At 69.1% G+C, this 26777-nt stretch carries 25 protein-coding genes; 11 read left to right on the top strand and 14 right to left on the bottom strand.

Features of this window, described 5'->3' with window-relative positions; all coding sequences use genetic code 11:
* The first annotated feature begins 33 nt into the window (after positions 1 to 33).
* Positions 34 to 426, top strand: a complete 393-nt coding sequence (locus tag ABIN76_RS02560; RefSeq protein ID WP_346958150.1) for an RNA polymerase-binding protein RbpA — start codon at positions 34 to 36, stop codon at positions 424 to 426.
* On the opposite strand, the gene pgl is transcribed toward ABIN76_RS02560, so the two are convergent.
* From pgl to tkt, 6 genes are all read right to left on the bottom strand, one after another.
* Positions 379 to 1197, bottom strand: a complete 819-nt coding sequence (pgl, locus tag ABIN76_RS02555; RefSeq protein ID WP_346958149.1) for a 6-phosphogluconolactonase — start codon at positions 1195 to 1197, stop codon at positions 379 to 381. The genes ABIN76_RS02560 and pgl overlap by 48 nt on opposite strands.
* On the bottom strand, positions 1187 to 2128 hold the full coding sequence (locus ABIN76_RS02550) for a glucose-6-phosphate dehydrogenase assembly protein OpcA (protein ID WP_346958148.1): 942 nt from the start codon (positions 2126 to 2128) through the stop codon (positions 1187 to 1189). The genes pgl and ABIN76_RS02550 overlap by 11 nt, the downstream gene beginning before the upstream one ends.
* A complete protein-coding gene (zwf, locus tag ABIN76_RS02545) occupies positions 2125 to 3687 on the bottom strand; it encodes a glucose-6-phosphate dehydrogenase (protein ID WP_346958147.1) in 1563 nt (520 codons plus the stop codon). Before zwf ends, ABIN76_RS02550 begins: the two co-directional genes overlap by 4 nt.
* Positions 3688 to 3702: 15 nt before the next feature.
* Positions 3703 to 5352: a glucose-6-phosphate isomerase gene (locus ABIN76_RS02540; RefSeq protein ID WP_346958146.1), complete on the bottom strand. Its 1650-nt coding sequence runs from the start codon at positions 5350 to 5352 to the stop codon at positions 3703 to 3705.
* A gap of 6 nt (positions 5353 to 5358) precedes the next feature.
* The gene (gene tal, locus ABIN76_RS02535; RefSeq protein ID WP_346958145.1) at positions 5359 to 6477 is read right to left on the bottom strand and encodes a transaldolase; all 1119 of its coding nucleotides are present in this window, start codon (positions 6475 to 6477) and stop codon (positions 5359 to 5361) included.
* A 71-nt stretch (positions 6478 to 6548) separates the two neighbouring features.
* Positions 6549 to 8666, bottom strand: coding sequence for a transketolase (tkt, locus tag ABIN76_RS02530; RefSeq protein WP_346958338.1), 2118 nt, complete (start codon positions 8664 to 8666; stop codon positions 6549 to 6551).
* 514 nt (positions 8667 to 9180) lie between these two features.
* Between tkt and ABIN76_RS02525 the strand changes: the two genes are divergently transcribed.
* A complete protein-coding gene (locus ABIN76_RS02525; RefSeq protein WP_346958144.1) occupies positions 9181 to 10143 on the top strand; it encodes a heme o synthase in 963 nt (320 codons plus the stop codon).
* Between the two features lie 96 nt (positions 10144 to 10239).
* Here ABIN76_RS02525 and ABIN76_RS02520 read toward each other — a convergent pair whose 3' ends face one another.
* Genes ABIN76_RS02520 through ABIN76_RS02510 form a run of 3 tightly spaced genes read right to left on the bottom strand, consistent with a single transcriptional unit; the run spans position 10240 to position 12939 of the window.
* Positions 10240 to 11184: a COX15/CtaA family protein gene (locus ABIN76_RS02520; protein ID WP_346958143.1), complete on the bottom strand. Its 945-nt coding sequence runs from the start codon at positions 11182 to 11184 to the stop codon at positions 10240 to 10242.
* A 7-nt stretch (positions 11185 to 11191) separates the two neighbouring features.
* On the bottom strand, positions 11192 to 11977 hold the full coding sequence (locus ABIN76_RS02515; RefSeq protein WP_346958142.1) for an ABC transporter permease: 786 nt from the start codon (positions 11975 to 11977) through the stop codon (positions 11192 to 11194).
* On the bottom strand, positions 11974 to 12939 hold the full coding sequence (locus ABIN76_RS02510; RefSeq protein ID WP_346958141.1) for an ABC transporter ATP-binding protein: 966 nt from the start codon (positions 12937 to 12939) through the stop codon (positions 11974 to 11976). The genes ABIN76_RS02515 and ABIN76_RS02510 overlap by 4 nt, the downstream gene beginning before the upstream one ends.
* Positions 12940 to 13158: 219 nt before the next feature.
* Between ABIN76_RS02510 and ABIN76_RS02505 the strand changes: the two genes are divergently transcribed.
* The 6 genes from ABIN76_RS02505 (at position 13159) to ABIN76_RS02480 (ending at position 18305) form a co-directional block, all read left to right on the top strand.
* The gene (locus ABIN76_RS02505) at positions 13159 to 13920 is read left to right on the top strand and encodes a helix-turn-helix domain-containing protein (protein WP_346958140.1); all 762 of its coding nucleotides are present in this window, start codon (positions 13159 to 13161) and stop codon (positions 13918 to 13920) included.
* On the top strand, positions 13920 to 15383 hold the full coding sequence (gene sufB, locus ABIN76_RS02500) for a Fe-S cluster assembly protein SufB (RefSeq protein WP_346958139.1): 1464 nt from the start codon (positions 13920 to 13922) through the stop codon (positions 15381 to 15383). The genes ABIN76_RS02505 and sufB overlap by 1 nt, the downstream gene beginning before the upstream one ends.
* Entirely contained in the window at positions 15383 to 16669 is a 1287-nt protein-coding gene (gene sufD, locus ABIN76_RS02495) for a Fe-S cluster assembly protein SufD (protein ID WP_346958138.1), read from the top strand. The genes sufB and sufD overlap by 1 nt, the downstream gene beginning before the upstream one ends.
* Before the next feature lie 19 nt (positions 16670 to 16688).
* Positions 16689 to 17048, top strand: coding sequence for a non-heme iron oxygenase ferredoxin subunit (locus tag ABIN76_RS02490; protein WP_346958137.1), 360 nt, complete (start codon positions 16689 to 16691; stop codon positions 17046 to 17048).
* Between the two features lie 113 nt (positions 17049 to 17161).
* Complete coding sequence (gene sufC, locus ABIN76_RS02485; protein ID WP_175323330.1) at positions 17162 to 17959, top strand: Fe-S cluster assembly ATPase SufC; 798 nt, start codon at positions 17162 to 17164, stop codon at positions 17957 to 17959.
* A 13-nt stretch (positions 17960 to 17972) separates the two neighbouring features.
* Entirely contained in the window at positions 17973 to 18305 is a 333-nt protein-coding gene (locus ABIN76_RS02480) for a metal-sulfur cluster assembly factor (protein ID WP_138769377.1), read from the top strand.
* Between the two features lie 91 nt (positions 18306 to 18396).
* Here the strand turns inward: ABIN76_RS02480 and ABIN76_RS02475 are convergent, their stop codons facing one another.
* Entirely contained in the window at positions 18397 to 19284 is an 888-nt protein-coding gene (locus ABIN76_RS02475; protein WP_346958136.1) for a neutral zinc metallopeptidase, read from the bottom strand.
* A gap of 58 nt (positions 19285 to 19342) precedes the next feature.
* On the opposite strand from ABIN76_RS02475, the gene ABIN76_RS02470 reads away from it, so the two are divergent.
* Positions 19343 to 20800 (top strand): AMP-binding protein, encoded by a 1458-nt coding sequence (locus tag ABIN76_RS02470; RefSeq protein ID WP_346958135.1) that lies wholly within the window; start codon positions 19343 to 19345, stop codon positions 20798 to 20800.
* Entirely contained in the window at positions 20793 to 21992 is a 1200-nt protein-coding gene (locus ABIN76_RS02465; RefSeq protein ID WP_346958134.1) for a thiolase family protein, read from the top strand. Before ABIN76_RS02470 ends, ABIN76_RS02465 begins: the two co-directional genes overlap by 8 nt.
* Positions 21993 to 22092: 100 nt before the next feature.
* On the opposite strand, the gene ABIN76_RS02460 is transcribed toward ABIN76_RS02465, so the two are convergent.
* Genes ABIN76_RS02460 through ABIN76_RS02450 form a run of 3 tightly spaced genes read right to left on the bottom strand, consistent with a single transcriptional unit; the run spans position 22093 to position 24148 of the window.
* Positions 22093 to 22725, bottom strand: a complete 633-nt coding sequence (locus ABIN76_RS02460; protein ID WP_346958133.1) for an energy-coupling factor transporter transmembrane protein EcfT — start codon at positions 22723 to 22725, stop codon at positions 22093 to 22095.
* On the bottom strand, positions 22722 to 23465 hold the full coding sequence (locus ABIN76_RS02455; protein ID WP_346958132.1) for an ABC transporter ATP-binding protein: 744 nt from the start codon (positions 23463 to 23465) through the stop codon (positions 22722 to 22724). The genes ABIN76_RS02460 and ABIN76_RS02455 overlap by 4 nt, the downstream gene beginning before the upstream one ends.
* Complete coding sequence (locus tag ABIN76_RS02450; RefSeq protein WP_346958131.1) at positions 23462 to 24148, bottom strand: biotin transporter BioY; 687 nt, start codon at positions 24146 to 24148, stop codon at positions 23462 to 23464. Before ABIN76_RS02450 ends, ABIN76_RS02455 begins: the two co-directional genes overlap by 4 nt.
* A 307-nt stretch (positions 24149 to 24455) precedes the next feature.
* Here ABIN76_RS02450 and ABIN76_RS02445 point away from each other — a divergent pair, with 307 nt between their 5' ends.
* Positions 24456 to 26054, top strand: a complete 1599-nt coding sequence (locus ABIN76_RS02445) for an ABC-F family ATP-binding cassette domain-containing protein (protein WP_346958130.1) — start codon at positions 24456 to 24458, stop codon at positions 26052 to 26054.
* A gap of 245 nt (positions 26055 to 26299) precedes the next feature.
* Here the strand turns inward: ABIN76_RS02445 and ABIN76_RS02440 are convergent, their stop codons facing one another.
* Positions 26300 to 26767, bottom strand: a complete 468-nt coding sequence (locus ABIN76_RS02440) for a YbaK/EbsC family protein (RefSeq protein ID WP_346958129.1) — start codon at positions 26765 to 26767, stop codon at positions 26300 to 26302.
* Positions 26768 to 26777: the final 10 nt, after the last annotated feature.

The raw sequence follows: 26777 nt of genomic DNA, 5'->3' as shown, positions 1-26777 counted from the left end.
CCAATCCACCAGCTGAGTAGCCAGGAGTTCCCGATGCTGCATTCTGCCTCCGGATTCAGGGGCATCCGCGTGGGCGCCATCGCCGGAGCCTCGGCGCGCCACGAACCGCTCGACGGCGGAGCGGGCCAACCCCGGATCTGCGTTACCTACCGGTGCGCCAAGGGCCACGAGACCTCCCTGGTGTTCGCCAAGCTCCCGGAGGAGCAGATCCCCGGGGTGTGGGACTGCCGCCGCTGCGGCGCCGCGGCCACCCGCGACGAGGCCCGCTTCGCCCTGGAGGACGAGGCCGCCGAGGGGTACAAGAGCCATCTCGAATACGTTAAAGAGCGGCGCTCCAGCCAGGACGCCGAAGACGTGCTGGCCGGAGCGCTGGAAAGGTTACGCGCCCGACGCGCCCTTCCGGACGAGCTGCTCGGGGACGCGTGAGGCCGCGTCCTCGTCAATCAGCCACAGTGTCTGGAAGCGCCCGCGCGGCCCTGACGCCGGCACCTGCACCGGGTTGGCTCCGGCGAGGGCCAGGCCCACGGCGCCGGCCTTGTCATCGCCGGCCACCACCATCCACACCTCGTTCGCGGTGTTGATCGTCGGCAGCGTGAGCGAGAGCCGGGCGGGCGGCGGCTTGGGGGAGTTGCGGACACCGACGACGGTCAGGTCCTTCTCCCGGATGCCTGCCTGCTCCGGGAACAGCGAAGCCACGTGGGCGTCCGGGCCGACGCCCAGCAGCACGATGTCCAGCCGCGGCAGGCTGCCGGGCTCTTCCGGGCGGTCATCGGACATGTCGGCGGCGTGCTCGGCCGCCGCAGCCTCGGCGAGCCGCCGGGCGTAGTCGGCGGCGGCCTCCTCGGGGGTGCCGAAGTCGTCCGTGGAGCCGGGTACGTGGACGCGCGCCGGGTCCACCTCGATGTGCGAGAGCAGGGCCTCGTGCGCCTGGCGGGCGTTCCGGTCGGCGTCGTCGCCGCCGACGAAGCGTTCGTCGCCCCACCAGAAGTTCACCTTCGACCAGTCCACCGCCGGCGCGGCCGGCGACTCAGCGACGGCCTTGAGCGAGCCGATGCCCATCGTACCGCCGGTCAACACCACCGTCGCCTCGCCGTGTTTATCCTGGATGTCCACCAGCTTGGTGATCAGGCGTGCCGCGATCGCGGCCATCAGGACGGTCGAGTCTGGATGGATGCTTACTCTGGGATCAGCGCTCACTGGGACGGACACTCCTTAGGTTGGTACGGGGCAGTCCCATAGTAATCACTTCGCCGAAGACTTCGTCCGGGTCCAGGCGGCGGAGTTCCTCGGCCAGGCAGTCCTTGAGGCTGCGGCGCGGCAACGAGATCCGCTGCGCCGGCTGGCCGGGCTGGGTCAGCTCCGCCACCGTGAGCCCGGGCCGGAACAGCTGCACGTCACCACCGGTACGGGTCAACCGCACCCGTCGGATTCCGGTGCCGGCCGGATCGGCCACGATGGTCACCGGGGCATCCAGCGCCAAGGTGAGCCATGCCGCCAGCAGCATGGTGCTGGGGGAGTCCGAGGCGCCTTCGACGGCGACGGCGGTGACCGGCGAGGAGTCGACCTGGTCCAGGACGGCCGCCAACTGGATCCGCCAGTTGGTCAGGCGGGTCCAGGCAAGGTCGGTGTCACCGGCCTTGTAGGTGGTGCGCAGATTGTCCAGCGCCGCCAGTGGGTCCGGCTCGTTCGCGGAGTCCGTGATACGGCGGTGCGCGATCCGGCCGATCGACGTCTCGCAGGCGTTCCGCGGCGCGCCGTGCGGCCACCAGGCCACAATCGGGGCATCCGGGAGCAGCAGCGCGGCCACCAGGGATTCGCTTTCCTCCGCAAGTTCGCCGTAGCCGCGGAGCAGGATGACCTCGGAAGCGCCGGCGTCGCCGCCCACCCGGATCTGGGCGTCCAGCCGGGTGGGCGCGGAGGCGCCGGCGTCGGCCAGGACGATGATGCGGCACGGGTGCTCCCGGCTGGCCTCGTTGGCGGCCTCGATGGCTTCCTCTTCGAGCCCGGACTTGGTCACCACCACCAGGGTCAGCACGCGGCCCAGGGCGATCACGCCGCCCTGTTCGCGCAGCGCCATGATCTTCTTGGAGATCTTGGAGGTTGTTGTGTCGGGAAGATCTACGATCATGGCCTTCTCCAGGTCCGTCCGTCGCGGGCGAGCAGTTCATCGGCGGAGGCGGGGCCCCAGCTTCCGGGGGCGTAGGGCTCCGGCTGTTCCTTCAGGGACGCCCAGTAGTCCTCGAACGGGTCCAGGATCTTCCAGGACAGTTCCACCTCCTGGTGCCGCGGGAACAGCGGCGGCTCGCCGAGCAGCACATCCAGGATGAGCCGTTCGTACGCCTCCGGGCTCGACTCCGTGAAGGAGTGGCCGTAGCCGAAGTCCATGGTGACGTCGCGGACTTCCATCTGGGTGCCCGGGACCTTGGAACCGAAACGGATCGTGGCGCCCTCATCGGGCTGCACCCGGATCACCACGGCGTTCTGGCCGAAGTCGTCCTCCCCGTGGTCGCGGAACAGCAGGTTGGGAGCGCGCTTAAACACGACGGCGATCTCCGTCACCCGGCGCCCCAGCCGCTTGCCGGCCCGCAGGTAGAACGGCACACCGCTCCAGCGCCGGGTGTTGATGTCCACTCGGATCGCCGCGAACGTCTCGGTGGTGGAGTCGGCGGGGATGCCCTCTTCCTCGAGGTAGCCCAGAACCTGTTCGCCGCCCTGCCAGCCGCCGGCGAACTGGCCGCGGGCGGAGTGCGTGGAGAGGTCGTCCGGCAGTCGCACGGCTGCGAGGACTTTTTCCTTCTCGGCGCGGAGGTCGTCCGCGTTGAAGGAGATGGGTTCCTCCATGGCAGTCAGGGCCAGCAGCTGCAGCAGGTGGTTCTGGATCACATCGCGGGCCGCGCCCACGCCGTCGTAGTAGCCGGCGCGGCCGCCCGTGCCGATGTCCTCGGCCATGGTGATCTGGACGTGGTCCACGTAGTTGGCGTTCCACAGGGGTTCGAACAGCTGGTTGGCGAAGCGCAGGGCCAGGATGTTTTGGACCGTCTCCTTGCCGAGGTAGTGGTCGATCCGGAAGACCGCGTCGGGCGGGAAGACGGATTCCACAATGTCGTTGAGCTGCCGGGCCGATTCGAGGTCGTGCCCGAAGGGCTTCTCGATCACGACGCGGCGCCACTTGTCCCCCTCGGCCTGGGCGAGGCCGTGCTTGGAGAGCTGCCGGCAGACCAGTTCGAAGGCCTTCGGCGGGATGGACAGGTAGAAGGCGTGGTTGCCGCGGGTGCCGCGCTGTTCGTCCAGTTCGTCGATCGTTTCGCTGAGCCTTTCGAAGGCGTCGTCGTCGTCGAACTCGCCCTGCACGAAGCGGATGCCCTCGGAGAGCTGCTTCCAGACCGTCTCGTCGAACGGTGTGCGGGCGTAGCTTTTGACCGATTCCTTGACCTCGGCGGCGAAGTCCTCGTTCTCCCACTGCCGCCGGGCGAACCCGACGAGGGCGAAGCTCGGCGGCAGCAGCCCGCGGTTGGCGAGGTCGTAGACGGCCGGCATGAGTTTCTTGCGGGCGAGGTCACCGGTGACGCCGAAGAGGACCAGGGATGAGGGGCCGGCGATGCGGTTCAGGCGGCGGTCCCGCGGGTCCCGGAGCGGATTGCGCCCCCGGCCCGCGGGCTTGAGGCCGCCGTTTTGCGAGAGTGGCATGGTTGCTGTGGTGCCTTAGCTTTCGGTGGAGGACGCTGGGCGGCCGGCAATTGGCGTGCCGGCCAGCGAGGAGACGAGCTGCTGCAGCTGGCGGACGCCGGCGGCACGGTCCGTGAGGTGGAGCCGGAGCACGGGCCGCCCGTGGTCGCCGAGGACCTGCGCGTCGCCGGCGGCCTGGGCGGAGATCAGTTCGCCGAAGCTGAAGGGACGTTCCGGGATGGCGAGGTCCGTCGAGGACGCCGCCGTGACCTGGAGGAACACGCCGACCGCCGGGCCGCCCTTGTGGAACTGGCCGGTGGAGTGCAGGAACCTGGGTCCCCAGCCGAACGTGACGGGCCGGCCGCTCAGTGCTGCCAGCTCGTCCCGGATGCCCTCAAGCGGTGCGTAGCTGAGCCGGTCGAAGTAGGCCTGGACGCTGAGGTAGCCGTCCGTCCCGAGCTGGCCCAGCAGCGCGCTGACCGCCTCGGCCGCGGTGCCGGCCTGGCCCAGCCAGTCGCCGCCGCGGACCTCGATGGCGCCGTCGGTGAAGTTGGCCGGCGTCGGTTCCGGCTGCGCGTCCAGCAGGCCGCGGGCGGCCACCTTGGCGGCCTCGACGTCGGGCTGGTCGAAGGGGTTGATGCCGAGCAGCCGCCCCGCGACGGCGGTGGCGAACTCCCAGGTCATCATCTGCGCGGCGAGGCCGCCGGCAATTGCGGCCTCGTTGGCGCCCAGTTCGACGTCGGCGTCGGCGGCCACCAGCCGGATCACCAGCACATCCGCGGCGCCGGTCTTCACCTCGGGCGCTTCCGGGCCGGCGACCACCGGCAACACGCCGGTGCCGAGCTTGCCGGTGGACTCGGCGATGAGCTGTTCGGCCCAGTCGGCGAACCCGGCAATCCCGGAACCGTCCTCGGCGATGACAATCTTGTCGCGCAGCGGGTTGGTGCCGCCCAGCGCGGCGCCGAGCGCAAGGCCGATGTTCTCTTCGCTGTCGTCGTTGAGGATTTCGGCGGTTTCTTCGGCTTCGTCCAGGAAGGCCTGGATGTCCACGCCGGCCAGGCCGCACGGCACCAGCCCGAAGGCGGTCAGCGCCGAGTAGCGGCCGCCGACGTTGGGGTCGGCGTTGAAGACGGCACGGTAGCCGGCCTCACGCGCGGACTTGTCCAGGGGGGACCCCGGGTCCGTGACGATGATGATCCGGCTCTTCGCGTCGAGCCCGGCTTCGGTGAAGGCGCGCTCGAAGACGCGGCGCTGCGAGTCGGTCTCCAGGGTCGAGCCCGACTTGGAGGAGACCACGATGGCGGTCTCCGCCAGCCGGTCCGCGAGGGCAGCGGCGACCTGCTCGGGGTCGGTGCTGTCCAGCACCGTCAGCTCGACGCCGGCGGTTCCGGCGATGACCTCGGGGGCGAGGGAGGAACCGCCCATGCCGCATAGGACGATCCGGGTTACGCCCTCGGCGCGGAGCGCGTCGCGGAGCGCCAGGATGTCCGCCACGAGCGGCTGGGAGATGGTGGCGGCCTCCACCCAGCCGAGCCGGACCGCGGCCTCGGCTTCGGCGTCGGGACCCCACAGGGTGGCGTCCTTGGCGAAGATCCGGGTGGCAACCCGTTCCTCCAGCAGCGCGGGCAGGTGCTGTTCATGGGCCTGGCGGGCAGCGCCAGTGGCGTCGTAGCTGAGAGTGGTCATGGGGGACTACGCGTCCTTCCGTGCAGCGGCGAGGGCGCCCTCGACGTCGGCCAGCAGTTCCTTCCAGCTGGCCACAAACTTGTCGAGCCCCTCCGACTCGAGCACGGCGACGACCTCGTTGTAGGAGATGCCGAGGGCGTCGAGCGCGTTCAGGGTCGCGTTCGCGTCATCGTAGCCGCGGGTGACCGTGTCGCCGGTGATGGCGCCGTGGTCGTAGGTGGCGTCCAGGGTCTTTTCCGGCATCGTGTTGACCACGCCGGGGGCCACGAGTTCGGTCACGTACAGGGTGTCCGGGTAGGCCGGATCCTTGACGCCGGTGGACGCCCAGAGCGGCCGCTGCGGACGCGCGCCGGACTCGGCGAGCAGCGCCCAGCGCTCGGTGGAGAAGAGCTCCTCGTAGACCTGGTACGCCAGGCGGGCGTTGGCGAGGCCGGCCTTGCCCTTGAGCGCCTTGGCTTCCGGCGTGCCGATCGCGTCGAGGCGCTTGTCGATTTCGGAGTCCACGCGGGAGACGAAGAACGACGCCACGGAGTGGATCTTGGACAGGTCGTGGCCGTTTTCCTTGGCCTGCTCGAGTCCGCTCTGGAAGGCGTTGATGACGGCGCGGTAGCGCTCGAGCGAGAAGATCAGGGTCACGTTGACGCTGATGCCGCTGGCCAGGGTAGCGGTGATTGCCTCGAGGCCTTCGAGCGTGGCGGGGATCTTGATCAGGACGTTGTCCTTGTTGACCTGGCCAAAGAGTTCCTTCGCCTCGGTGATGGTGCCGGCGGTGTCCCAGGCAAGGCGGGGATCCACCTCGATTGAGACGCGGCCGTCGACGCCGTTGGTCGCGGCGGCGACGGGGGCGAACAGGTCGCAGGCGTCGGCGACATCGGTGGTGGTGATGGCGAAGACGGTCTCCTCGACGCTGGCGCCGGCGGCTGCCATTTCCTTGATCTTGCCGTCGTAGTCGGTCCCGGTGGTGATCGCGGCGTGGAAGATGCTCGGGTTGGTGGTGACACCAACGACGTTCTTCTCTTCAATCAGCTTGCGCAGCGTGCCGGTGGCGAGGCGGCCGCGGGAGAGGTCATCGAGCCAGATGGAAACGCCGGCGTCGGACAGCTGCTGGGTGGGGGTGGTGTTCATGGGTAACTCCTGAAGTCTGGGGCCGCCGCCGTCGGGTGGGCGGCGGCGGCCCGGAAAGCGTGAAGTTGGGCTCAGGCGGTGAGGCCCGCGAGGGATTCCTTCGCGGCGGCGGTCACAGCCTCGGCGGTGATGCCGAATTCCTGGAACAGGCGCTTGTAGTCGGCTGAGGCGCCGAAATGCTCCAGGCTGATGGAACGGCCGGCGTCGCCGACAAATTCCTTCCAGCCCAGCGCGAGGCCGGCTTCAACGGAGACGCGGGCCTTGACGGACGCGGGAAGCACAGCCTCGCGGTAGGCGGGGTCCTGCTTGTTGAACCATTCCACGCACGGCATGGACACGACCCGGGTGGGGATGCCGTCGGCCTGCAGGGCTTCGCGGGCCTCCACGGCCAGCTGGACCTCGGAGCCGGTGGCGATCAGGATGACCTGCGCCCCGGTGGTCCGGCCGTTGGCGGAGGCTTCGGCCAGCACGTAGCCGCCCTTGGCGACCCCCGCGGTCGAGGCGAACGTGTCGGCGTCGGCGTCGCCGGTGCCGCGGGCGTACGTGGGGATGTTCTGCCGGGTCAGCACAATGCCGGCCGGATTCCCGTGGTTCTCGAGCATGACCTTCCAGGCCGCCGCGACCTCGTTCGCGTCTCCCGGGCGGACGACGTCCAGGCCCGGGATCGCGCGGAGCGAGGCGAGCTGCTCAACCGGCTGGTGGGTCGGGCCGTCCTCGCCGAGACCGATCGAGTCGTGCGTCCAGACGTACAGCGACGGGACGCCCATCAGGGCGCCGAGCCGGATCGCCGGGCGTTGGTAGTCGGAGAAGATCAGGAACGTGCCGGAGAACGCGCGGGTCGGGCCGGCCAGGCTGATCCCGTTCACGATCGACGCCGCGGCGTGTTCGCGGATGCCGAAGTGCAGCACCCGGCCGTAGGGGTTGCCCTTCCACGCCTCGGTCTGCCGGGAGGCCGGAATGAACGACGGCGAGCCTTCGATGGTGGTGTTGTTCGACTCGGCGAGGTCCGCGGAGCCGCCCCACAGTTCGGGCAGGACCGGGCCGATCGCGTTCAGGACCTTGCCGGAGGCGGCGCGGGTGGAAACATCCTTGCCGGCTTCGAAGACCGGCAGGGCGGCGTCGAGTTCGGCCGGGAGCTTGCGGGCCTCGACCCGTTCGAGCAGGGCGGCCGCCTCCGGGTTGGCGGACTGCCAGGCCTCGAAGGAGTCCTGCCACGCGCTCCGGGCAGCGGCGCCGCGGGCCTGCGCCTCGCGGGTGTGGGCCAGGATCTCGTCATCAACCTGGAAAGAGCGTTCCGGGTCGAAGCCCAGGACCTTCTTCAGGCCGGCGACTTCCTCGGCGCCCAGGGCCGAGCCGTGGATCTTGCCGGTGTTCTGCTTCTTGGGCGCGGGCCAACCGATGATGGTCCGCAGCGAGATGATCGAGGGTTTGCCCGTCTCGGCCTTCGCAGCGAGCAGGGCGGCGTGCAGTTCCGCCACGTCTTCCTTGTACTCGCCGGTCCGGGTCCAGTCGACCCGCTGGGTGTGCCAGCCGTAAGCCTTGTAGCGGGCCAGCACGTCCTCGGTGAACGCGACGTCGGTGTCGTCCTCGATGCTGATGTGGTTCTCGTCGTAGATCACTACGAGGTTGCCCAGTTCCTGGTGGCCGGCGAGCGAGGAGGCCTCGGAGGTGACGCCTTCCTGCAGGTCGCCGTCGGAGGCGATCACCCAGACGGTGTGGTCGAACGGGCTGGTGCCGGCGGGGGCGTCGGCGTCGAACAGTCCGCGCATCCGGCGCTGGGAGTAGGCGAAGCCGACGGCGGATGCCAGGCCCTGGCCGAGCGGGCCGGTGGTGATCTCCACACCGGCCGTGTGCTTGTACTCCGGGTGGCCCGGGGTCAGCGAACCCCAGGTCCGCAGCGCCTCGAGGTCCTTCAGCTCCAGGCCGTAGCCGGAGAGGAACAGCTGGATGTACAGCGTCAGGGACGTGTGGCCCGGGGACAGGACGAATTTGTCACGGCCCAGCCAGTCCGGGTTCGCCGGATCATGCCGCATCAGTTTCTGGAAGAGCAGGTACGCGGCCGGCGCCAGGCTCATGGCCGTGCCGGGGTGGCCGTTGCCGACCTTCTCCACCGCATCCGCCGCGAGCACCCGGACGGTATCCACGGCACGCTGGTCCAGATCAGTCCATGACAGTTCTTGCTCTTCCAAATGTGGCACGAAAACCGGGCCCCTCTCTGTGCTGACGGCCGGCGGTACGATTCCCTCCGGGCGGATTCCCTCGGGGAGCTTTCCCGCCGGGGCACAGGTCGGTGCCCGCTGCGGTTCGTACCAGCCGTTCACCATCGAAACGTTGATCTATCATTCAGTCGCATGCGTAGGGCAGGGAACGCCGTTTGGGGCGTCCGCCGGTGCGTGCTGATCTGTCAGACAGCTTAGCCCCATTCCACCTGCCGGGCAGCGTACATCTCACGAATTGGACCGGATTTCGGCTTATATGAATCACCGCGGGCCGCCGCGGCGGTGAGGCGGCGTTAATCTGCCGGAATTCCCGGCGGCCGCTGCGGAACCGGGACGCCGGTGCCGCCACGGTATGATGGTGCGTGGCTACCAATGGGGGAGAGGACATGCCTGTGCGCCGCGCGTGGACCCCCTCCGAATGCAGTGCGGCGGATTTAGCACGCACTGCGATGACCAGCCGGACTGAACAGCCAGACAGAACAGAGTGACTGCCACCGTGAGCACAACAGATACGCCGCTTAATGCCGCCCAGGCCCCAGGCCGGATCGGCTTCGCCCGCAAAGCCAAGGCCTACCTGGCGCTCACGAAACCCCGGGTGATCGAACTCCTGCTGGTCAGCACCCTGCCCACCATGATCTACGCCGAGCGCGGCTTCCCGTCCCTGGGCCTGATCCTGGCAACACTCGTAGGCGGCGCCTTCGCCGCCGGCAGCGCAGGCTCCTTCAACTGCTATATCGACCGGGACATCGACAAGCTCATGCACCGGACGGAGAACCGGCCGCTGGTCACGGGCGAGGTGACGCCGCGGGAAGCGCTGGTGTTCTCCTGGCTCCTCGGCGCCGCCGCCATCGCGATCCTCTGGTTTGGCGCCAACCCGCTCTCGGCCTGGCTGGGCCTCGGCGCCATCGTGTTCTACGTCGTGATCTACACCATGATCCTCAAGCGCCGCACCGCGCAGAACATCGTCTGGGGCGGCGCCGCCGGCTGCTTCCCGGTGCTGATTGCCTGGGCCGCGGTGACCAACACGGTGGAGTGGCCCGCCGTCGTACTCTTTATGGTGATCTTCCTCTGGACCCCGCCGCACTACTGGCCGCTGTCCATGCGCTACGGCGAGGACTACCGCAACGCCAACGTGCCGATGCTCGGCGCGATCGCCGGCGCCAAGGTCGTGTCCGTGCAGGTCGTCCTGTACGCCTGGGCCATGGTCGCCTGCTCGCTGCTGCTGATCCCGGTAGGCGGGGCCGGCTGGGTCTACACCGTCACCGCCGTCGCCGCAGGCGCCTGGTTCCTGTACGAATCGCACGCCCTCTACAACCGGGCCCAGGGCGGGGACGTCTCCAACAAGGGCGCCATGAAGGTCTTCCACGGCTCCATCAGCTACCTCACCCTGCTCTTCCTCGCGCTGGCCGTCGACCCCTTCATCGGGTCCGCCCTCGTCGGCGGCTAAGCAGCGCCCCCCGAACCAACAACGAACGCGGGGTCAGATACAGCCCATCCGGACGGCCGGTATGGACTGTATCTGACCCCGCGTTGTTGTGTGTGGCTAGTTGACCGGGCTGCTGCGGGCGATGTCCGCGGCGTTGGTGGACGCGATCATCAGCAGCGCCGCGCCGAGCATGTGTGCGCCGACGAGCAGCGCCGGGATGCCGTTGTAGTACTGCGTGAAGCCGATCGCGGCCTGCAGCACGGTGACGCCCAGCAGCGCGAACACGGCGGTGCGGAACGGGCCGGAGATGCGGCCGCGGAGCACGAGGAACACACCGAACAAGGCCCCTGCCGTGACGAGGTACGCCGGGACGGCGTGAATGTGTGAGAAGAGGTCCCAGTCCAGGTTGTTGCGCGGGGCGTTCGCGTCGCCGGCGTGCGGGCCCGCGCCGGTCACCACAACGCCGAGGCAGACGGCGACGGCGGAGAACACGGCGACGGCGCCCAGCACCGGCCGTGCGGCGCCAGGCAGGGCGGGGAGATCACGGGTGCGGAAGGCGCCGGTCCGCCCGTAGGCGCGGTTGACGAGCAGCGTCGCGACCACCACGAGGGCCATGGAGACAAGGAAGTGCAGCCCCACTACCCACGGGTTCAGCCGGGTCAGGACGGTGATGCCGCCGATGACGGCCTGGGCCGGAATGCTGGCCAGCAGGCCAAGCGCCAGCAGGAACAGGTCGCGGCGTTCGCGGCGCAGGTTCCACAGGTACACCAGCATCATCACCGCGACGGCGGCCAGCGCGAAGGTCAGGAGCCGGTTGCCGAACTCGATGATGCCGTGGATGCCCATCTCCGGCGTGTTCACCAGCGAACTGTCGGTGCAGCGCGGCCAGGTGGGGCAGCCCAGGCCGGAGGCGGTGAGGCGGACGGCGCCGCCGGTGACCACCAGCACGGTCTGGCCGACCAGGGACAGCACGGCCAGCCGGCGGACCGTCTTGTCGACGGTGCCGGGCAGCCGGGAGGAAATCCGGGACACGATCCGGGAAGGGCGGGACGCCGTACTCACAGTTTTCTCAATTCCACTTGAACCAACGGGTTGCTGCGGCGCCGGCGATCGCCGTCCAGAGCAGCAGGACAAACACGGCGGCCAGGTTGACGCTGCCGTGCAGGAAAGCATCCCGCAGCGCCTGGCCCAGCGCGCCGGAGGGAAGGAAATGCACTATCGCCTGGGCGAGGGCGGGGAGGCGTTCGGCCGGAATGACAATGCCGCCGAGCGCACCGAGCAGGATCCACAGCAGGTTGGTGATCGCCAGGGTGGCCTCCGGACGCACCGTGCCCGCGACCAACAGGCCCAGGGCGGTGAACGCCGCGGCGCCGAGCACCAGCAGCGCCAGACCGGGGAGGATCCCCGGCGTGGAGGGCTGCCAGCCCAGCGGTAGGGCGACGGCGGTCACCACCAGCACCTGCAGCAGCAGGACGGCGAGTACCGCCAGTACCTTGCCCAGGATCAGCCCGGCCCGGCCCAGCGGGGTGGTGGAGAGGAAGCGCAGCACCCCGTACCGGCGGTCGAAGCCGGTGGAGATGCCCTGCCCGGTGAAGGCCGTGGACATGGCGCACAGGGCCAGGATGCCCGGCACGGCGATGTTGACCCGGCTGGAGCCGAGACCGTCCAGCAGCGGCGTGACCGTCAGCCCGATCAGCGCCAGCAGCGGCAGGATGACCGCGAGGATCAGCTGCTCGCCGTTGCGGAGCATGGTGACAGTCTCGTACCCGCCCTGCAGCAGGATCCGGCGGAGCAGCGGAGCGGGGGCACTTCCCAGCGGGGTGCGGGCGGTTGTGCCGGCGGGCGTGGAGCTCATCGGATCTCCCTTCCGGAGATGTCGAGGAAGACGTCCTCGAGGCTGCGGGCGGCCAGGCTCATGGAGGCGGGCATGATGCCCCGTTCGGCCCACCAGGCCGCGACGGCGGCGAGGTCGGCCGGGGTCAGCGCGCCGGTGGCGCTGTAGCTGCCGGCCCGCGTCTCGCGGATCTCGACGTCGGCGGGCAGGACGCCGGCCAGGTCCAGCCCGGGCGCCGCCTCGAAGAGCAGTGTCCGGATATGCTGTTCGCCGTCGGTCGCCAGCTCGTGCTTCAGCAGCTGTGCGACGGTGCCTTCGGCGACGTTCCGGCCGGCGTCGATGATGTAGACGTAGTCGGCCAGGCGCTGCGCATCGTCCATCAGGTGCGTGGTGAGCACAATGCCCATTCCGCGGTCCCGCAGCTCGCCGATTAGTTCGAAGACCAGCTGGCGGGACTGCGGGTCCAGGCCGGCGCTCGGCTCGTCGAGGAAGAGCACCTCGGGTCGGCCCACCAGGGCCGCGGCAAGGGCAAGCCGCTGCTTCTGGCCGCCGGAGAGGCGCCGCACGGAGGTGCGGCTGAACGCGTCGATGCCCAGCCGCTCCACCAGCTCGTCCACCGGCCACGGGTCCTGGTACATGCCGGCGACGTGCCGGAGCAGCGGGATGGGCCGGGCCGACGGTGGCAGCCCGCCGTCCTGGAGCATGACGCCGACGCGGGCGCGCAGCTCCGCCCCGGCTGTGTCCGGGTCCTGGCCGAGCAGGCTGATGCTGCCGCCGGTGCGTTTCTGCAGGCCCTGGGCGCATTCGATGGTGGTGGTCTTGCCGGCACCGTTGGCGCCCAGCAGGGCGGTGACCTGGCCGCGTTCGGCCACGAGGGAGAGCCCGCTGACCACCCGCAGCATTTTGCCGTCAAGGCTGGGCAGGGGACCTACATCCTTGATGAGCCCGCTGATGGCCAGGGCGGGGGATTCGGGAGATCGCACCACAGCATTCTACGCGATGTAGTAGGCCCGGCCCCGATCTTCGGCGGGCGCCAGGAAAGCCATGCCTTACTGGATCGGGGGACTAAATTACGACATGATTGTGTTGTGTATTCCATGAGCCCAACTACTTCCGCCGTGCCTGCCGTGCGCGCGGGGTCACGTGAGGCTGCCGGGCCCGCGGCAGTGCCTGTTGCGGTGCCGCCGGCAGTGTCTGTTGTTGTGCCGTCGGCACACGCCGCGGACGCCGAGGAACGCACCCGGGACCGCGTGCTCGCCGCAGTGCTGGAACACGGCCCGATCAGCGCCGCCGAGCTCGGTGAGCTGCTGGGATTCACCCCCGCCGCGGTCCGCCGCCACTTGGACCACCTGTCACGCCATGGCGTGATCGAGGTCAAGCGGGTGGCCCGCGCGGGTGCCGGCGCCGGCCGGCCGGCGCGCCGCTACGTGCTCAGCTCGCAGGGCCAGTCCACGCTCGGGAACGACTACCTCGATATCGCCAGCTCCGCGCTGCGACGGCTCGGCGAAACCGCAGGCTCCGACGCCGTGCGGGAGTTCGCCGTCGAGCGCTTCGCCGAGATGGAACGCCGCTACGCGCCGGAAATCGAACAGGCGGGGACCGACATCACCGCCCGCGCCCAGGCGCTGTCGGAGGCCCTGAGCCGCGACGGGTTTGTCGCCTCGGCGCAGTCAATCGAGGCCAAGGCCCCGCTTCCGGCGGCACTCTCCAGCGTCCAGCTCTGCCAGGGGCACTGCCCCATCCAGCAGCTCGCCGCCCAGTTCCCGGTGTTCTGCGATGTGGAGACCGAGCTGTTTTCCCGGCTGGTCGGCGTCGACGTGCGCCGGCTCTCCACCCTGGCGCGCGGCGGCCACGTCTGCACCACCCACATACCTACGGGCCGTCCGGCCGCCGTCGGGGCTCCCAGCCCCGCGGGCCCGGGCAACCCGGACGAAGTATCCAACCATCTGCAAGAAAGGCCGTGATGACGGACCAACTATCAGAGAAGAAGGTTGCTGAATCCACTGTGATCTCGGAGATTCTGGAAAAGAATCCCGAGCTCCACGGAATCGGCACCTACGAATACGGCTGGGCCGACAAGAACGACGTCGGCGCGAACGCCCGCCGTGGTATCGATGAGGACGTCGTGCGTGACATCTCGGCCAAGAAGAACGAGCCGGAATGGATGCTCGACCTTCGCCTCAAGGGCCTGAAGTACTTCGACCGCAAGCCCATGCCCACCTGGGGCGCGGACCTGTCCGGCATCGACTTCGACAACATCAAGTACTTCGTGCGTTCCACCGAGAAGCAGGCCGCCACCTGGGAGGACCTGCCCGAGGACATCCGGAACACCTACGAGAAGCTGGGCATCCCGGAAGCCGAGCGCAGCCGCCTCGTCTCCGGCGTCGCTGCCCAGTACGAGTCCGAGGTTGTCTACCACCAGATCCGCGAGGACCTGGAAGCCCAGGGCGTCATCTTCCTGGACACGGACACCGCGCTGCGTGAGCACCCGGAGATCTTCCAGGAGTACTTCGGCACCATCATCCCGGTGGGCGACAACAAGTTCGCCTCGCTGAACACGGCTGTGTGGTCCGGCGGGTCCTTCGTGTACGTGCCCAAGGGCGTCCACGTGGACATCCCGCTGCAGGCCTACTTCCGCATCAACACCGAAAACATGGGCCAGTTCGAGCGGACCCTGATCATCGCGGACGAGGACTCCTACGTCCACTACATCGAGGGCTGCACCGCACCGATCTACACCTCGGATTCGCTGCACTCCGCCGTCGTGGAGATCATCGTGAAGAAGGGCGCCCGCGTCCGCTACACGACCATCCAGAACTGGTCCAACAACGTGTACAACCTGGTCACCAAGCGCGCCATCTGCGAAGAGGGCGCCACGATGGAGTGGATCGACGGCAACATCGGTTCCAAGGTCACCATGAAGTATCCGGCCGTTTACCTCGTCGGTGAGGGCGCCAAGGGCGAGACCCTTTCGATCGCGTTCGCCGGCGAAGGCCAGCACCAGGACACCGGTTCAAAGATGGTGCACATCGCTCCGAACACGAAGAGCTCGATCATCTCCAAGTCCGTGGCCCGCGGCGGCGGCCGCGCCGCCTACCGCGGCCTGGTCCAGGTCCGCGAAGGCGCCAAGCACTCGGCCAACACGGTCCGCTGTGATGCGCTGCTGGTTGACACCATCAGCCGTTCGGATACGTACCCGTACATCGACATCCGCGAGGACGACGTCACCATGGGGCACGAGGCCACGGTCTCGCGCGTCAGCGAAGAGCAGCTGTTCTACCTGATGTCCCGCGGCATGCGCGAAGACGAGGCCATGGCGATGATCGTGCGCGGCTTCATCGAGCCGATCGCCCGTGAACTGCCGATGGAATACGCCCTTGAGCTGAACCGCCTGATTGAACTGCAGATGGAAGGATCGGTCGGTTAATGACTGACATCACTACTGAAAAGGCCCGCATCGGCGCGCCCTCATCGAAGCCGTTCATTGACGGGTTCACCGAGGAAGGCGAAAGCCTCTCGCCGCTGAACTCCGCCGAGTCGAAGGCCCCGCTGGCCGGCGAGGCCGTCAAGGCGCACTCGCACGGCGGCGGCGTCGGCGTCCCGGACAGCTCGCGCGCCGGCCGCCTGACCTCCTACAAGCTGGCGGACTTCAAGCCGCTGACCGGCATGGAGGAAGACTGGCGGTTCACCCCGCTCAAGCGGCTCCGCGGCCTGCACACCGAGGTCCTGAACGGCGCCGCGCCGTCCGTGGCCGTCACCGGCCCGGAGAGCGTCCGGGTTGAGACCGTCGGCCGCGACGATGCCCGCATCGGCTCCGCAGCCATCCCGGAGGACCGGGTTTCGGCCAACGCCTGGGAGAACTTCACCGAGGCCACCGTCATCACGGTGCCCGCCGAAGTCCAGGCCGTCGGCGAGGTCAGCGTGGTGCTGACCGGCCAGGGCGACGCGGCGTCCGCGCAGCACATCGTGATCATCGCGGAGAAGTTCTCCAAGGCCGTTGTTGTGCTGGACCACCAGGGCTCCGCCGTCGTCTCGGAAAACATCGAAATCCTGGTCGAGGACGGCGCGCAGCTCACCGTCATCTCGCTGCAGGAATGGAACGACGACGCCGTGCACGCCTCCTCCCAGCAGGCGAAGCTGGGCCGCGACGCCAAGTTCAAGCACATCGTCGTCAGCCTTGGCGGCGACCTGGTCCGGGTGACGCCGTCGGCCCGCTTCACCGCGCCAGGTGCCGAAGCGGAAATGTTCGGCCTGTACTTCGCCGACGCCGGACAGCACCTCGAGCAGCGCCTCTTCGTGGACCACGCCGTCGCCAACTGCAAGTCCAACGTGCTCTACAAGGGCGCCCTGCAGGGCCGGAACGCGCACACCGTCTGGGTGGGTGACGTCCTGATCCGCAAGGAAGCCGAAGGCACCGACACGTACGAGGCCAACCGCAACCTGGTCCTCACCGACGGCGCCCGCGCTGATTCCGTGCCCAACCTTGAGATCGAGACCGGCCTGATCGCCGGCGCCGGCCACGCCAGCGCCACCGGCCGTTTCGACGACGAGCACCTCTTCTACCTGATGGCCCGCGGCATTCCGGAAAAGGTGGCCCGCCGCCTGGTGGTCCGCGGATTCCTGAACGAGATCATCCAGCAGATCAAGGTTCCTGTCATCGAGGATCGCCTCACGGCCGCCGTCGAGCGCGAGCTCGCCGCCACGGACCACTAGAGAAGTACGGGACAAAGACATGACGGAACAGCCAAAAGGCGAGTTGGTCTGCAACGCCAGCGAGATCCAGGTCAAGCAGGCGCTGCGGATCCTGATCGACGACTACCCGGTAGCGGTCGTCAAGGACTCGATGGGGGAGATCCACGCCATCGGTGACACCTGCTCGCACGCGGACATCTCGCTCTCCGAGGGCGAAGTGGAAGGCTGCAAGATCGAGTGCTGGGGCCACGGCTCCCAGTTCGACCTGCGCAGCGGCCAGCCGCTCCAGCTGCCCGCCTACGATCCCGTGCCGGTCTTTGCCGTCACCATCCAGGATGACGACGTCTATGTGGACGTCAGCACCATCCTGAACGGCGCCGAGGCTCCGAACTTCAGCTGACCGCGGGGGCAAGCCACGCTTGCCCCCGCCGGCCGGCAGCCAGCAACAACCAAAACTTATCGACGAGAAAACGCACCACCGCCGAGGTGGCGGTGCAGAGGAGAACAAGACACATGTCCACTCTTGAGATCAAGGACCTGCACGTCAGCATTGACACCGAGCAGGGCACCAAGGAAATCCTTAAGGGCGTCAGCCTGACCATCAAGACCGGCCAGACCCACGCGATCATGGGCCCGAACGGCTCGGGCAAGTCCACCCTGGCGTCAACGATCGCCGGCCACCCGCGCTACAACGTCACGAGCGGTACCATCACGCTCGACGGCGAAGACGTGCTCGCGATGAGCGTCGATGAGCGCGCCCGCGCCGGCCTGTTCCTGGCCATGCAGTACCCGGTCGAGGTTCCCGGCGTCAGCATGACCAACTTCCTGCGCACCGCCAAGACCGCGATCGACGGCGAAGCCCCGAAGCTGCGCACCTGGACCAAGGACGTCAAGGCCGCCATGGCGCAGCTGCGCATCGACGCCGACTTCACCCAGCGCAACGTCAACGAGGGCTTCTCCGGCGGCGAGAAGAAGCGCGTGGAGATCCTCCAGCTGGAGCTCTTCAAGCCCAAGTTCGCCATCCTCGACGAGACCGACTCGGGCCTGGACGTCGACGCGCTGAAGGTTGTCTCCGAGGGCGTCAACCGCGCGCACGCCGAGGGCAACATGGGCACCCTGCTGATCACCCACTACACCCGGATCCTGCGCTACATCAAGCCGGAATTCGTGCACGTGTTCGTGGACGGCAAGGTTGTCGAAGAGGGCGGCCCGGAGCTGGCCGACCGCCTCGAAGAAGAAGGCTACGACCGCTACCTCCCGGGCGCCGGAGCCGCCACCATCGCTGCCGCCGACGCCGCAGCACAGGCCTAGTTAGGACTACGCCATGACCGAAATCAATATGGCCCGGACGGGCCTCGAGGATGTCGAAGAGGCACTCAAGGATGTGATCGACCCGGAACTGGGCGTGAACATCGTTGATCTGGGCCTGCTCTACGGCCTGAAGTACTCCGACGACGACGGTGCCCTGCTGATCGACATGACGCTGACCACGGCCGCGTGCCCGCTCACCGACGTGATCGAGGAGCAGGTGGGCAAGGCCCTGGACGGCATTGTGGACGACTGGCGACTGAACTGGGTATGGATGCCGCCGTGGGGTCCGGAGCGGATCACCGAAGACGGCCGCGACCAGATGCGCGCCCTGGGCTTCAACATCTAGCCCCCGCCGGTTCCGCCGAGAGCCGGGATTAACGACGACGGCGGGCCCACCTCCAAGAGGTGGGCCCGCCGTCGTCGTCTGAGGGGTCGGGCTACGGGGTGGCGACCTTAAACGTGTCGCACTGGTTGATGTCGCCGGTCTTGTAACCCTGGTAGAACCACTTCTGCCGCTGCGCGCTGGAGCCGTGGGTCCAGGATTCGGGCGAGACCCGGCCGGTGGCGGCCTTCTGGATCCGGTCATCGCCCACCGACGACGCGGCGGACAGGGCGTCCTGCAGGTCCTGCGTCTTGAGCGGTTCCAGGAACGGCTGGCCGCTCTTCGGATCCTTGGTGGTGGTGGCGTAGCGGACCCAGAGGCCGGCGTAGCAGTCGGCCTGGAGCTCCACCCGCACCGCGCCGGACTCCGGACCCTGCGGATCCTGCTGGGCACGATCGATGGTGCCGAGGACATTCTGGATATGGTGGCCGAACTCGTGGGCCACCACGTACTCCTGCGCCAGCGGGCCGCCCGAGGAGCCGAAGCGGTCCACGAGTTCCTGGAAGAAGCCCGGATCGAAGTACGCCGTCTGGTCGGCCGGGCAGTAGAACGGGCCGACCTCCGAGGTGGCGGAGCCGCAGCCGGTGCTCGTTGCCCCGCGGAACAGGACCGTGTCCGGTTGCGGGTACTTCTTGTTGTACTGCGCCAGATAGTCCGGCCAGAACGCATTCAGGCTGTTGACTGTGCCCACGATCCGGCACTCCAGGCTGGCATCGGCGTCGGCGCCGGTCTTGCACGCCGGTGCGGTGCTCTGGCCCTGCGACTGCTGGTCTTGGGCGCTGCCGGCCAGGCCCTCCAGCAGTTGCGGGTTGATGCCGAACAGCGCGGCCAGGAGCAGCACAATGCCGCCGCCGATGCCGCCGCCGATTTTGGTGCCGCGGCCCATGCCGCCGCGGCTCTGGACCTGCGACGGGTCCAGTTGCACGTTGTCATTGAAACTCATGCTGAAACAATATCCTCTCCCGGCTGTCCGGGCTCCGTTGCCCGGTAAAGTTGGTCCGATGCCTTTTCTCGACAGACTCCAGCGCTGGGCCGACGAGCGCCCCGACGGCACCGCCGTCGTCGTGGCCGGGCAACGCCTGAGTTTCTCCGAACTGCGGGATGCCGCGGCCGCACTCGTCCCCGTGACGCCGGGCGTCACGGTCCTGGCCGAGCGCAACTCCACGGATTTTGCCGCTGCCTTCGCGGCGGCGGTCGCCGGTAGCCGCCGCTGCGCCGTGCTGGACCCCACCTGGCCGCAACAGCTGCTCGACAGCCTGACCGCGCGGATCGCGGACACCGTGCCCGGGGGCGGTCCCGCCCTGGACGGGTCCGCCGGGGGCGGCACAGGCGAGGGCGGCGCCATGGGCGACGACCTCGCTGACGGCCCGCCCGACTCGCCGTTCCTGATCGGGCTCACGTCCGGGACCACGGCGGTGCCGAAGGCGTTCAGCCGGTCGCGGCGGTCCTGGCAGCTGTCCTTCGAGTCCTCTGTCGAGTTCTTCGGCCTGGGCCCGGACGACAGGACGCTCGCGCCCGGGCCCCTGGCCGCCAGCCTCAACCTCTATGCCCTCGCCGAATGCCTGTATGCCGGCTCCGCATTCCACACCCTGGACCATTTCGACGTCGGGGACGCGCACACCGCTGTCAGCCACGACGGCATCACCCGGCTGGTGCTGGTGCCCACGATGCTCCGGCTGCTGAGCGAGCGCGGGCTGGCCGGCGGTGTGGACGGCTCCGGGCTGCGGAGCATCATCTGCGCCGGTTCCAGGCTCGACGCGCGGACCCTGGAGGCCGCGCGCCGCTGGGCGCCGAACGCGACCATCTTCGAATACTACGGCGCCGCGGAGCTCAGTTTCGTCGCCGGCGAGGGCCTGCGGCCCGGTGAGGTAGCAACAGCAGGGGAGCCGGGCCTGGGAACCGGGATCGGCGGGCCGTTTCCCGGCGTCGAGGTGAGGATCCTGGACGACGGCGGAGCCCCGGTGCCGGACGGGCACGACGGCAACGTGTGCGTGCGCAGCGGCATGGTCAGCGACGGCTACCTCTGGGGCGACGACGGCGAGGCACTGCGGTGCTTTAACGGCTGGTACACCGTGGGGGACCAGGGCTACCTGTCCAGCGGGATCCTGCACCTGCTGGGCCGCCGCTCGGACATGATTATCACGTCGGGAAGCAACGTGTACCCGCACGAGGTGGAGCTGGCCCTCGCGTCGGTCCCGGGAGTCGCCGCCGCCGTGGCCGCCGGCCAGCCGGACGACCTGCGCGGCCAGCGCGTCGTGGCAGCGGTACTGCCCTCGCACGGCGGCCTGACCGGCACCCAGCTGAGAGCCGGCGTCGAGGACGTCCTGGCCCGAAACAAGCGGCCACTGGACTATTACCTGCTGGCCGAGCTGCCCCTCACCGACCGCGGCAAGCCCAGCCGTCCGCTGCTGCTCGAGTGGATCGCCCGCAACGACCCGCGGATCCAGCGCCTTGGCTGAAGATCCGCTGCCGGCCGACCGGCAACCCGTCATCATCGCCGCGCGGCGGACCCCGGTCTGCCGGGCCCACGGAGCCCTGAAAACCCTGCAGGCCGAGCAGCTGCTGGCACCGGTGCTGCGCCGCCTGCTGGCCGACACGGGTGTTGCAGCGGACCAGGTCCAGGATGTGGTGATTGGTAACGCGGTGGGCGGCGGCGGCAACGTTGCCCGGCTGGCGGCCCTGGAGGCCGGCCTGCCGGTGAGCGTTCCCGGGCTGACCGTGGACCGGCAGTGCGGTTCCGGGCTGGACGCGATTGTGCTGGCATCCCGGCTGGTTGCCGCCGGGGGTGGTTTCGGGAGTGGCCCCGGCGGCGTTTACCTGGCCGGCGGAGTCGAGAGCATCAGCACGGCGCCGCTCCGTGCCCGTCCCGGCGCCGGTGGCGAGCCGCAGTTCTACCGCCGGGCCCGGTTCGCCCCGGCGGGCTACGGCGACCCTGACATGGGGGTGGCCGCCGAAAACGTGGCTGTGCGTTTCGGCATTTCGCGGCAGCGGCAGGACGAGTTCGCACTGCGCAGCCACCAGCGGGCCCTCGACGCCGCCGCAGCCGGCGCCTTCGACGGGGAAGTTGTGGCGCTGCCCGGGCCAGCGGGTCCTGTCCGCTCCGACGACGGGCCGCGCCGCTCCCTGACCCCTGCGGTGCTGGCCCGGTTCCCGGCCGCGTTTGTTCCCGGCGGGAGCGTGACCGCCGGAAATTCCTGCTTCGACGCGGACGGGGCCGCCGCCGTGGTGGTCACCTCGCTGGCCCGTGCACGCCAACTCGGCGCCCGCGACGGCCTGCTGGTGCTCGGGACGAACACCGCGGGCGTGGAACCAGCGCTGCTGGGGATGGGCGCGGCGGCGGCTGCGGCACGCCTGCTCGCGGGTGCTTCCGTCGCGGCCCGGGACCTCGGGCTGATCGAGTTCAACGAGGCCTTCGCCTCGCAGACGCTGGCGTGCCTCGACCAGCTGGGCATCGAACCGCGCCGCGCCAACCTCGACGGCGGAGCCCTCGCCCTGGGCCACGCCTACGGGGCATCCGGAGCCGTCCTCGTGACGAGGCTGCTGGCCCAGGCCCGCCGGGAGCCGGTGGACGGCACGCTGGCCCTGGCCATGATCAGCATCGCCGGCGGGATGGGGACGGCTGCGCTGTTCGAGTACAGGACGCTCCTCTAACCCCACGGGACATGCTCATTCTTCGGACCCGGGATCGGACACAGTGGTGGTATGTCCACGCCCCGCGGCCAAGGGTGGGCATGTCCCGGGGTGGCCGGGCTCAGTCCTCCCAATCCTCCGCCTCGCCCAACCCGCGGGCCGCCAGGGCCTCGCCGGTCTGCCGGGCAAAGGCCACCGTGGTGATGAACACCGGCAGTACCAAGGCGCGGGGGTTCCGCTCCAGGCCACGGGCGCGGGCCGAATCACGGACATCGGCATAGGCTCCGGCGATGAAGGGGATGCTGCGCAGCATCACGGCGATCGTCAGCGCGAACCGCTCGGGATCGGCGCCGAACCGGCGGAACGGCCGGGCCAGCGAGGCCACGCCGTCCAACAGGGTCTGGACCGGGGTGGTGGCGGTGAGGATAGACGCCGCCACCACACAGACCAGGACGTTTAACACGATCCGTGCCGCAACGGGGCCGCCGAGCTGCCACCATTGGAACAGCCCGATCATGGCCAGCACGGGCAGGACCGGCCGGACGGCCCGGAGCAGCCTGCCGGCACCGGCGCCGCTGAGCAGGAACACCCCGCACAGCAGCACAAGCCCCGCGGCAGCCGCGGCCCAGTCCGCCACCAAGAATGACCCCATCCCGCACGCCAGCACCAGAAGGAACTTCAGCCACAGCGGCGCGCGGTGCACCGGGGAACTCCCCGGCACGTAGTTGGCCAGCAGGAAACCGTGCCCCCTCATGGCCCCGCCGTCTCCCCGCGGGCGGGCGGCACGGCAGCGGGATCCGCCGCGCACAGCGTCCGGTACTGCGCGACGGCGGCCGCCGCCCCGCCGTCGAACACAACCTTCCCGGCGTCCACCACGAGCACCCGGTCCAGATCGAGGGCAAGGTCCAGGTCGTGCGTGGACAGGATGACCTGCTGTTCCAGCCCGGCCAGGGTGCGGCGCAGGAGTTCGCGGTTTCGCAGGTCCAGCAGGGTGGACGGCTCGTCCAGCACCAGGACGTCCGGTTTGACGGCCAGCACGGCGGCGAGGGCCACCAGCTGCCGTTCGCCGCCGGAGAGCTCGTAGACACTCTGGTCCGCCAGCGCCAGCAGCCCGAAACGCTCCAGCGCCGCTTCAGCCAGGGCACGTCGTCGGCCGGCGTTCCGCTCCGAACGGCGCAGGGACAATTCCACGTCCTCCCGGCCCGTGGGCATTACCAGCTGCGAGAGCGGATCGGTGAACACAAAGCCCACCCGGCGGCGCACGGCCCGCACCTCCCGGACCGTGTCCGCACCGGCGACCGTGACACTGCCGGAGCTCGGCGCGACCAGGCCGTTCAGCAGCCGCAGCAGCGTCGACTTCCCGGAGCCGTTGGCGCCGATCACGCCGATCCGCCGCTCGGTCAGGTCCAGGGACGTGGCGTGGAGCAAGGTCTTGGGCTCCGCCGAGCCGTCAACGGCGACCCGCACCTCCGCGCGGTCCAGGACAATGCTCATGCGCGTCCGTCTGCGCGCCGGATGCGGCGCACCAGCAGGTCAGGGAAGGCCTTGTGCAGGGCGAGGGCGACCGTGACCGCAAGGACGTTCTTAATGATGTCGCCCGGGTAGAACGCGAGGTCGGCCACGAAAGCTGCGGAGAAACTGAGTTTCGCGTTGACCACCATGCCGAGGATGCCCAGCCCGTGGACAAAGACGATGCTGCTGACCATGGCGGCGCAGAAGAGCAGCACGGCCCGGAGCTTCCCGGAGCGGCCCGCCGTGCGGCGCAACACGACGGCGGTCAAGGCGCCGACGGCGGTGGCCGCCAGCAGGAAGCCGATGATGTAGCCCGCCGACGGTCCGGCCAGGACACCCAGGCCGCTGCGCCCGCCGCTGAAGATCGGCAGTCCGGCGAAGCCCAGGAGCAGGTAGAGCCCGACGGCGGCGAAGGCGCGGCCCGCGCCCAGCGCGAGTCCGGTGAGCATCACAGCGAGGGTCTGCAACGTGATCGGCACACCCAGGCCGGCCACCGGGATGGCCGCCACGAGCGCCGACGCCGCGACGAGTGCGGCGAAGACGGCGATCAGTCCCAGGTCGGTAGCATCCCAGCGGTTGCGCCGGCTTCCCCGCGGCGTCGCGGCACTGGAACCGGTGGGTTTGGTGGTGCCGGCATCGGTAACGGCATTCTCGGCATTGCTCATGATGTTTCCTGTCGCGTGGTGGGTCCGGGGATCTACTTCCGACGATACGGCCGCGGCCACGCCGCCATTTTGTAGGCCTTCCACTAAGCGCGGGCCCGCTCGCTGGACCACTCCGCCAATTCGGCGACGCGGCGGTCAACCACGGCGGGCGCCGGCCGCCGTCGTCCGCGGCGTTCCCCGATGTCACCCGGCAGGGGAGGTGCCGGTAGACTGGTAGAGGCCGAACTCTTGGCCACACTGCCCCGGCCCCGTCCAGACTTCATCTGTTGTGCCGCGGCGTTCCCTGTTGTGAAAGGCCTTAGCTGCATTGATTACCGTCCAGGATCTCGAACTGCGCGCCGGCGCCCGTCTGCTTATGGACCAGGTGAGCTTCCGGATCGACAAGGGAGACAAGATCGGCCTCGTTGGCCGTAACGGTGCAGGCAAGACCACGCTGACCCGGGTGCTGGCCGGTGAAGGCCTCCCCGCCGCCGGGAAGGTGACCCGCAGCGGCGAGATCGGCTACCTGCCGCAGGACCCCCGCACGCCGGACATGGAGCAGCTGGCCCGGGACCGGATCCTGTCCGCCCGCGGCCTCGACATCGCGGTCGGCAAGCTCCGGGTCGCGCACGAGGAGATGGCCAGCGAGGACGCCAACATCCAGCGCAAGGCTATGAACCGCTACGACCGGCTGGAATCCGAGTTCCTCGCCGCCGGCGGCTACGCAGCCGAGGCTGAGGCCGCCGCGATCTGTTCGAACCTCGCCCTGCCGGACCGGCTGCTGAACCAGCCACTCAAGACCCTCTCCGGCGGCCAGCGCCGCCGTGTGGAGCTCGCCCGCATCCTCTACTCCGACGCCGAGACGATGCTGCTCGATGAGCCCACCAACCACCTCGACGCCGACTCCATTGCCTGGCTGCGCGAGTTCCTCAAGAACCACCAGGGCGGCCTGATCGTGATCAGCCACGACACCGAACTGCTCGAGGCGACGGTCAACAAGGTCTTCCTGCTGGACGCCAACCGCGCGCAGATCGACTTCTACAACATGGACTGGAAGCGCTACCTGACGCAGCGCGAAACCGACGAGCGCGCCCGCAAGCGCGAACGCGCCAACGCCGAGAAGAAGGCCCAGGTCCTGATGGACCAGGCCAACAAGATGCGCGCCAAGGCCACCAAGGCCGTCGCAGCGCAGAACATGGCCAAGCGCGCGGAGCGGCTGCTCGGCGGCCTGGAAGCGGTGCGCGAGAACGACCGCGTGGCCGCCCTGCGCTTCCCGGACCCCTCGCCCTGCGGCAAGACCCCGCTCACCGCCGACGGCCTCAGCAAGTCCTACGGGTCGCTGGAAATCTTTACCGACGTCGACCTCGCGATCGACCGCGGCTCCAAGGTGGTTATCCTGGGCCTCAACGGCGCCGGCAAAACGACACTGCTGCGCATGCTCGCCGGCGTCGACAAGCCCGACACCGGCGAAGTCATCCCCGGCCACGGCCTCAAGGTGGGCTACTACGCGCAGGAGCATGAGACGCTCGACGTCGACCGCACCGTGCTGCAGAACATGCGCTCGGCCGCGCCGGACATGAACGACTCCGAGGTCCGCGGCATCCTGGGCTCGTTCCTGTTTTCCGGCGACGACGTCGACAAGCCCGCCGGGGTGCTCTCCGGCGGTGAGAAGACCCGCCTGGCGCTGGCCACGATTGTCGCGTCGAGCGCCAACGTGCTGCTCCTGGACGAGCCCACCAACAACCTCGACCCCGCGAGCCGCTCCGAGATCCTGGGCGCGCTGCGCAACTATACCGGCGCGGTTGTGCTGGTGAGCCACGACGAGGGCGCCGTCGAGGCACTCAACCCGGAGCGCGTCGTGTTGCTGCCTGACGGGGTCGAGGATCTCTGGAACGAGGACTACCTGGATTTGATCACGCTGGCGTAGGCCTCTGGGCAGTCCCTCTTGGTCACCTCCGCGCCTCGGCACGCCCGATTTGCCGCGTGCTCGCTCGTACTCCCCACCGTCCCCCTAACCTCGCAAGCTCGGCCAGGGAACCCGGACGGCGTGGGCCCCCGCTTAGACGCACGCTACGCAAATCAGCCGCACCGTTGCGCTAGTGCATCGTCATCATCGCGCTCAGCGCTCTCACGGATGTCGCTCCGCTGGCGGTCATGTCGCCACTGCGGAAGCTAACGTACCTGGAGTTCTTCGGCGGCGGTGATGCGGTGGAGTTCTTGGTAGCTGATGGAGAACATGGAGTTGTGGTCTCCGGCGCCGGCCCAGAGCAGTTCGTGGTTCTTCAGCGATTCGTCGAGGAGGGTTCTGATTTTCGCCGGGTGGCCGAGCGGGGCCACTCCTCCTACGCGCTGGCCCGTGTGGTGCAGGACGAAGTCGGGGGAAGCGCGGCGGATCTTCCCGGAGCCGAGAAGGGCTTCAACCTTGCGGACGTCCACTTTGGCTGCGCCGCTGGCAAGGATCAGCAGGGGAGCGCCGTCCAGGTCGAAGATGAGGCTGTTCGTGATCGCCGCGACGTCGCAGGCCAAGGCAACGGCGGCTGCCGCTGCCGTCGGTACCGGGGACTCGAAAATGGCCACGGTATCCGTGGCGCCGGCCGCGAGGAGCGCGCGCCGGACGCTGGCGACGGCGTCGGGGTCCATACGGTGCTCC

This window comes from uncultured Arthrobacter sp. (assembly GCF_964021775.1).
Taxonomy (GTDB): domain Bacteria; phylum Actinomycetota; class Actinomycetes; order Actinomycetales; family Micrococcaceae; genus Arthrobacter.
This window is presented reverse-complemented; position numbering and strand designations above follow the sequence as displayed.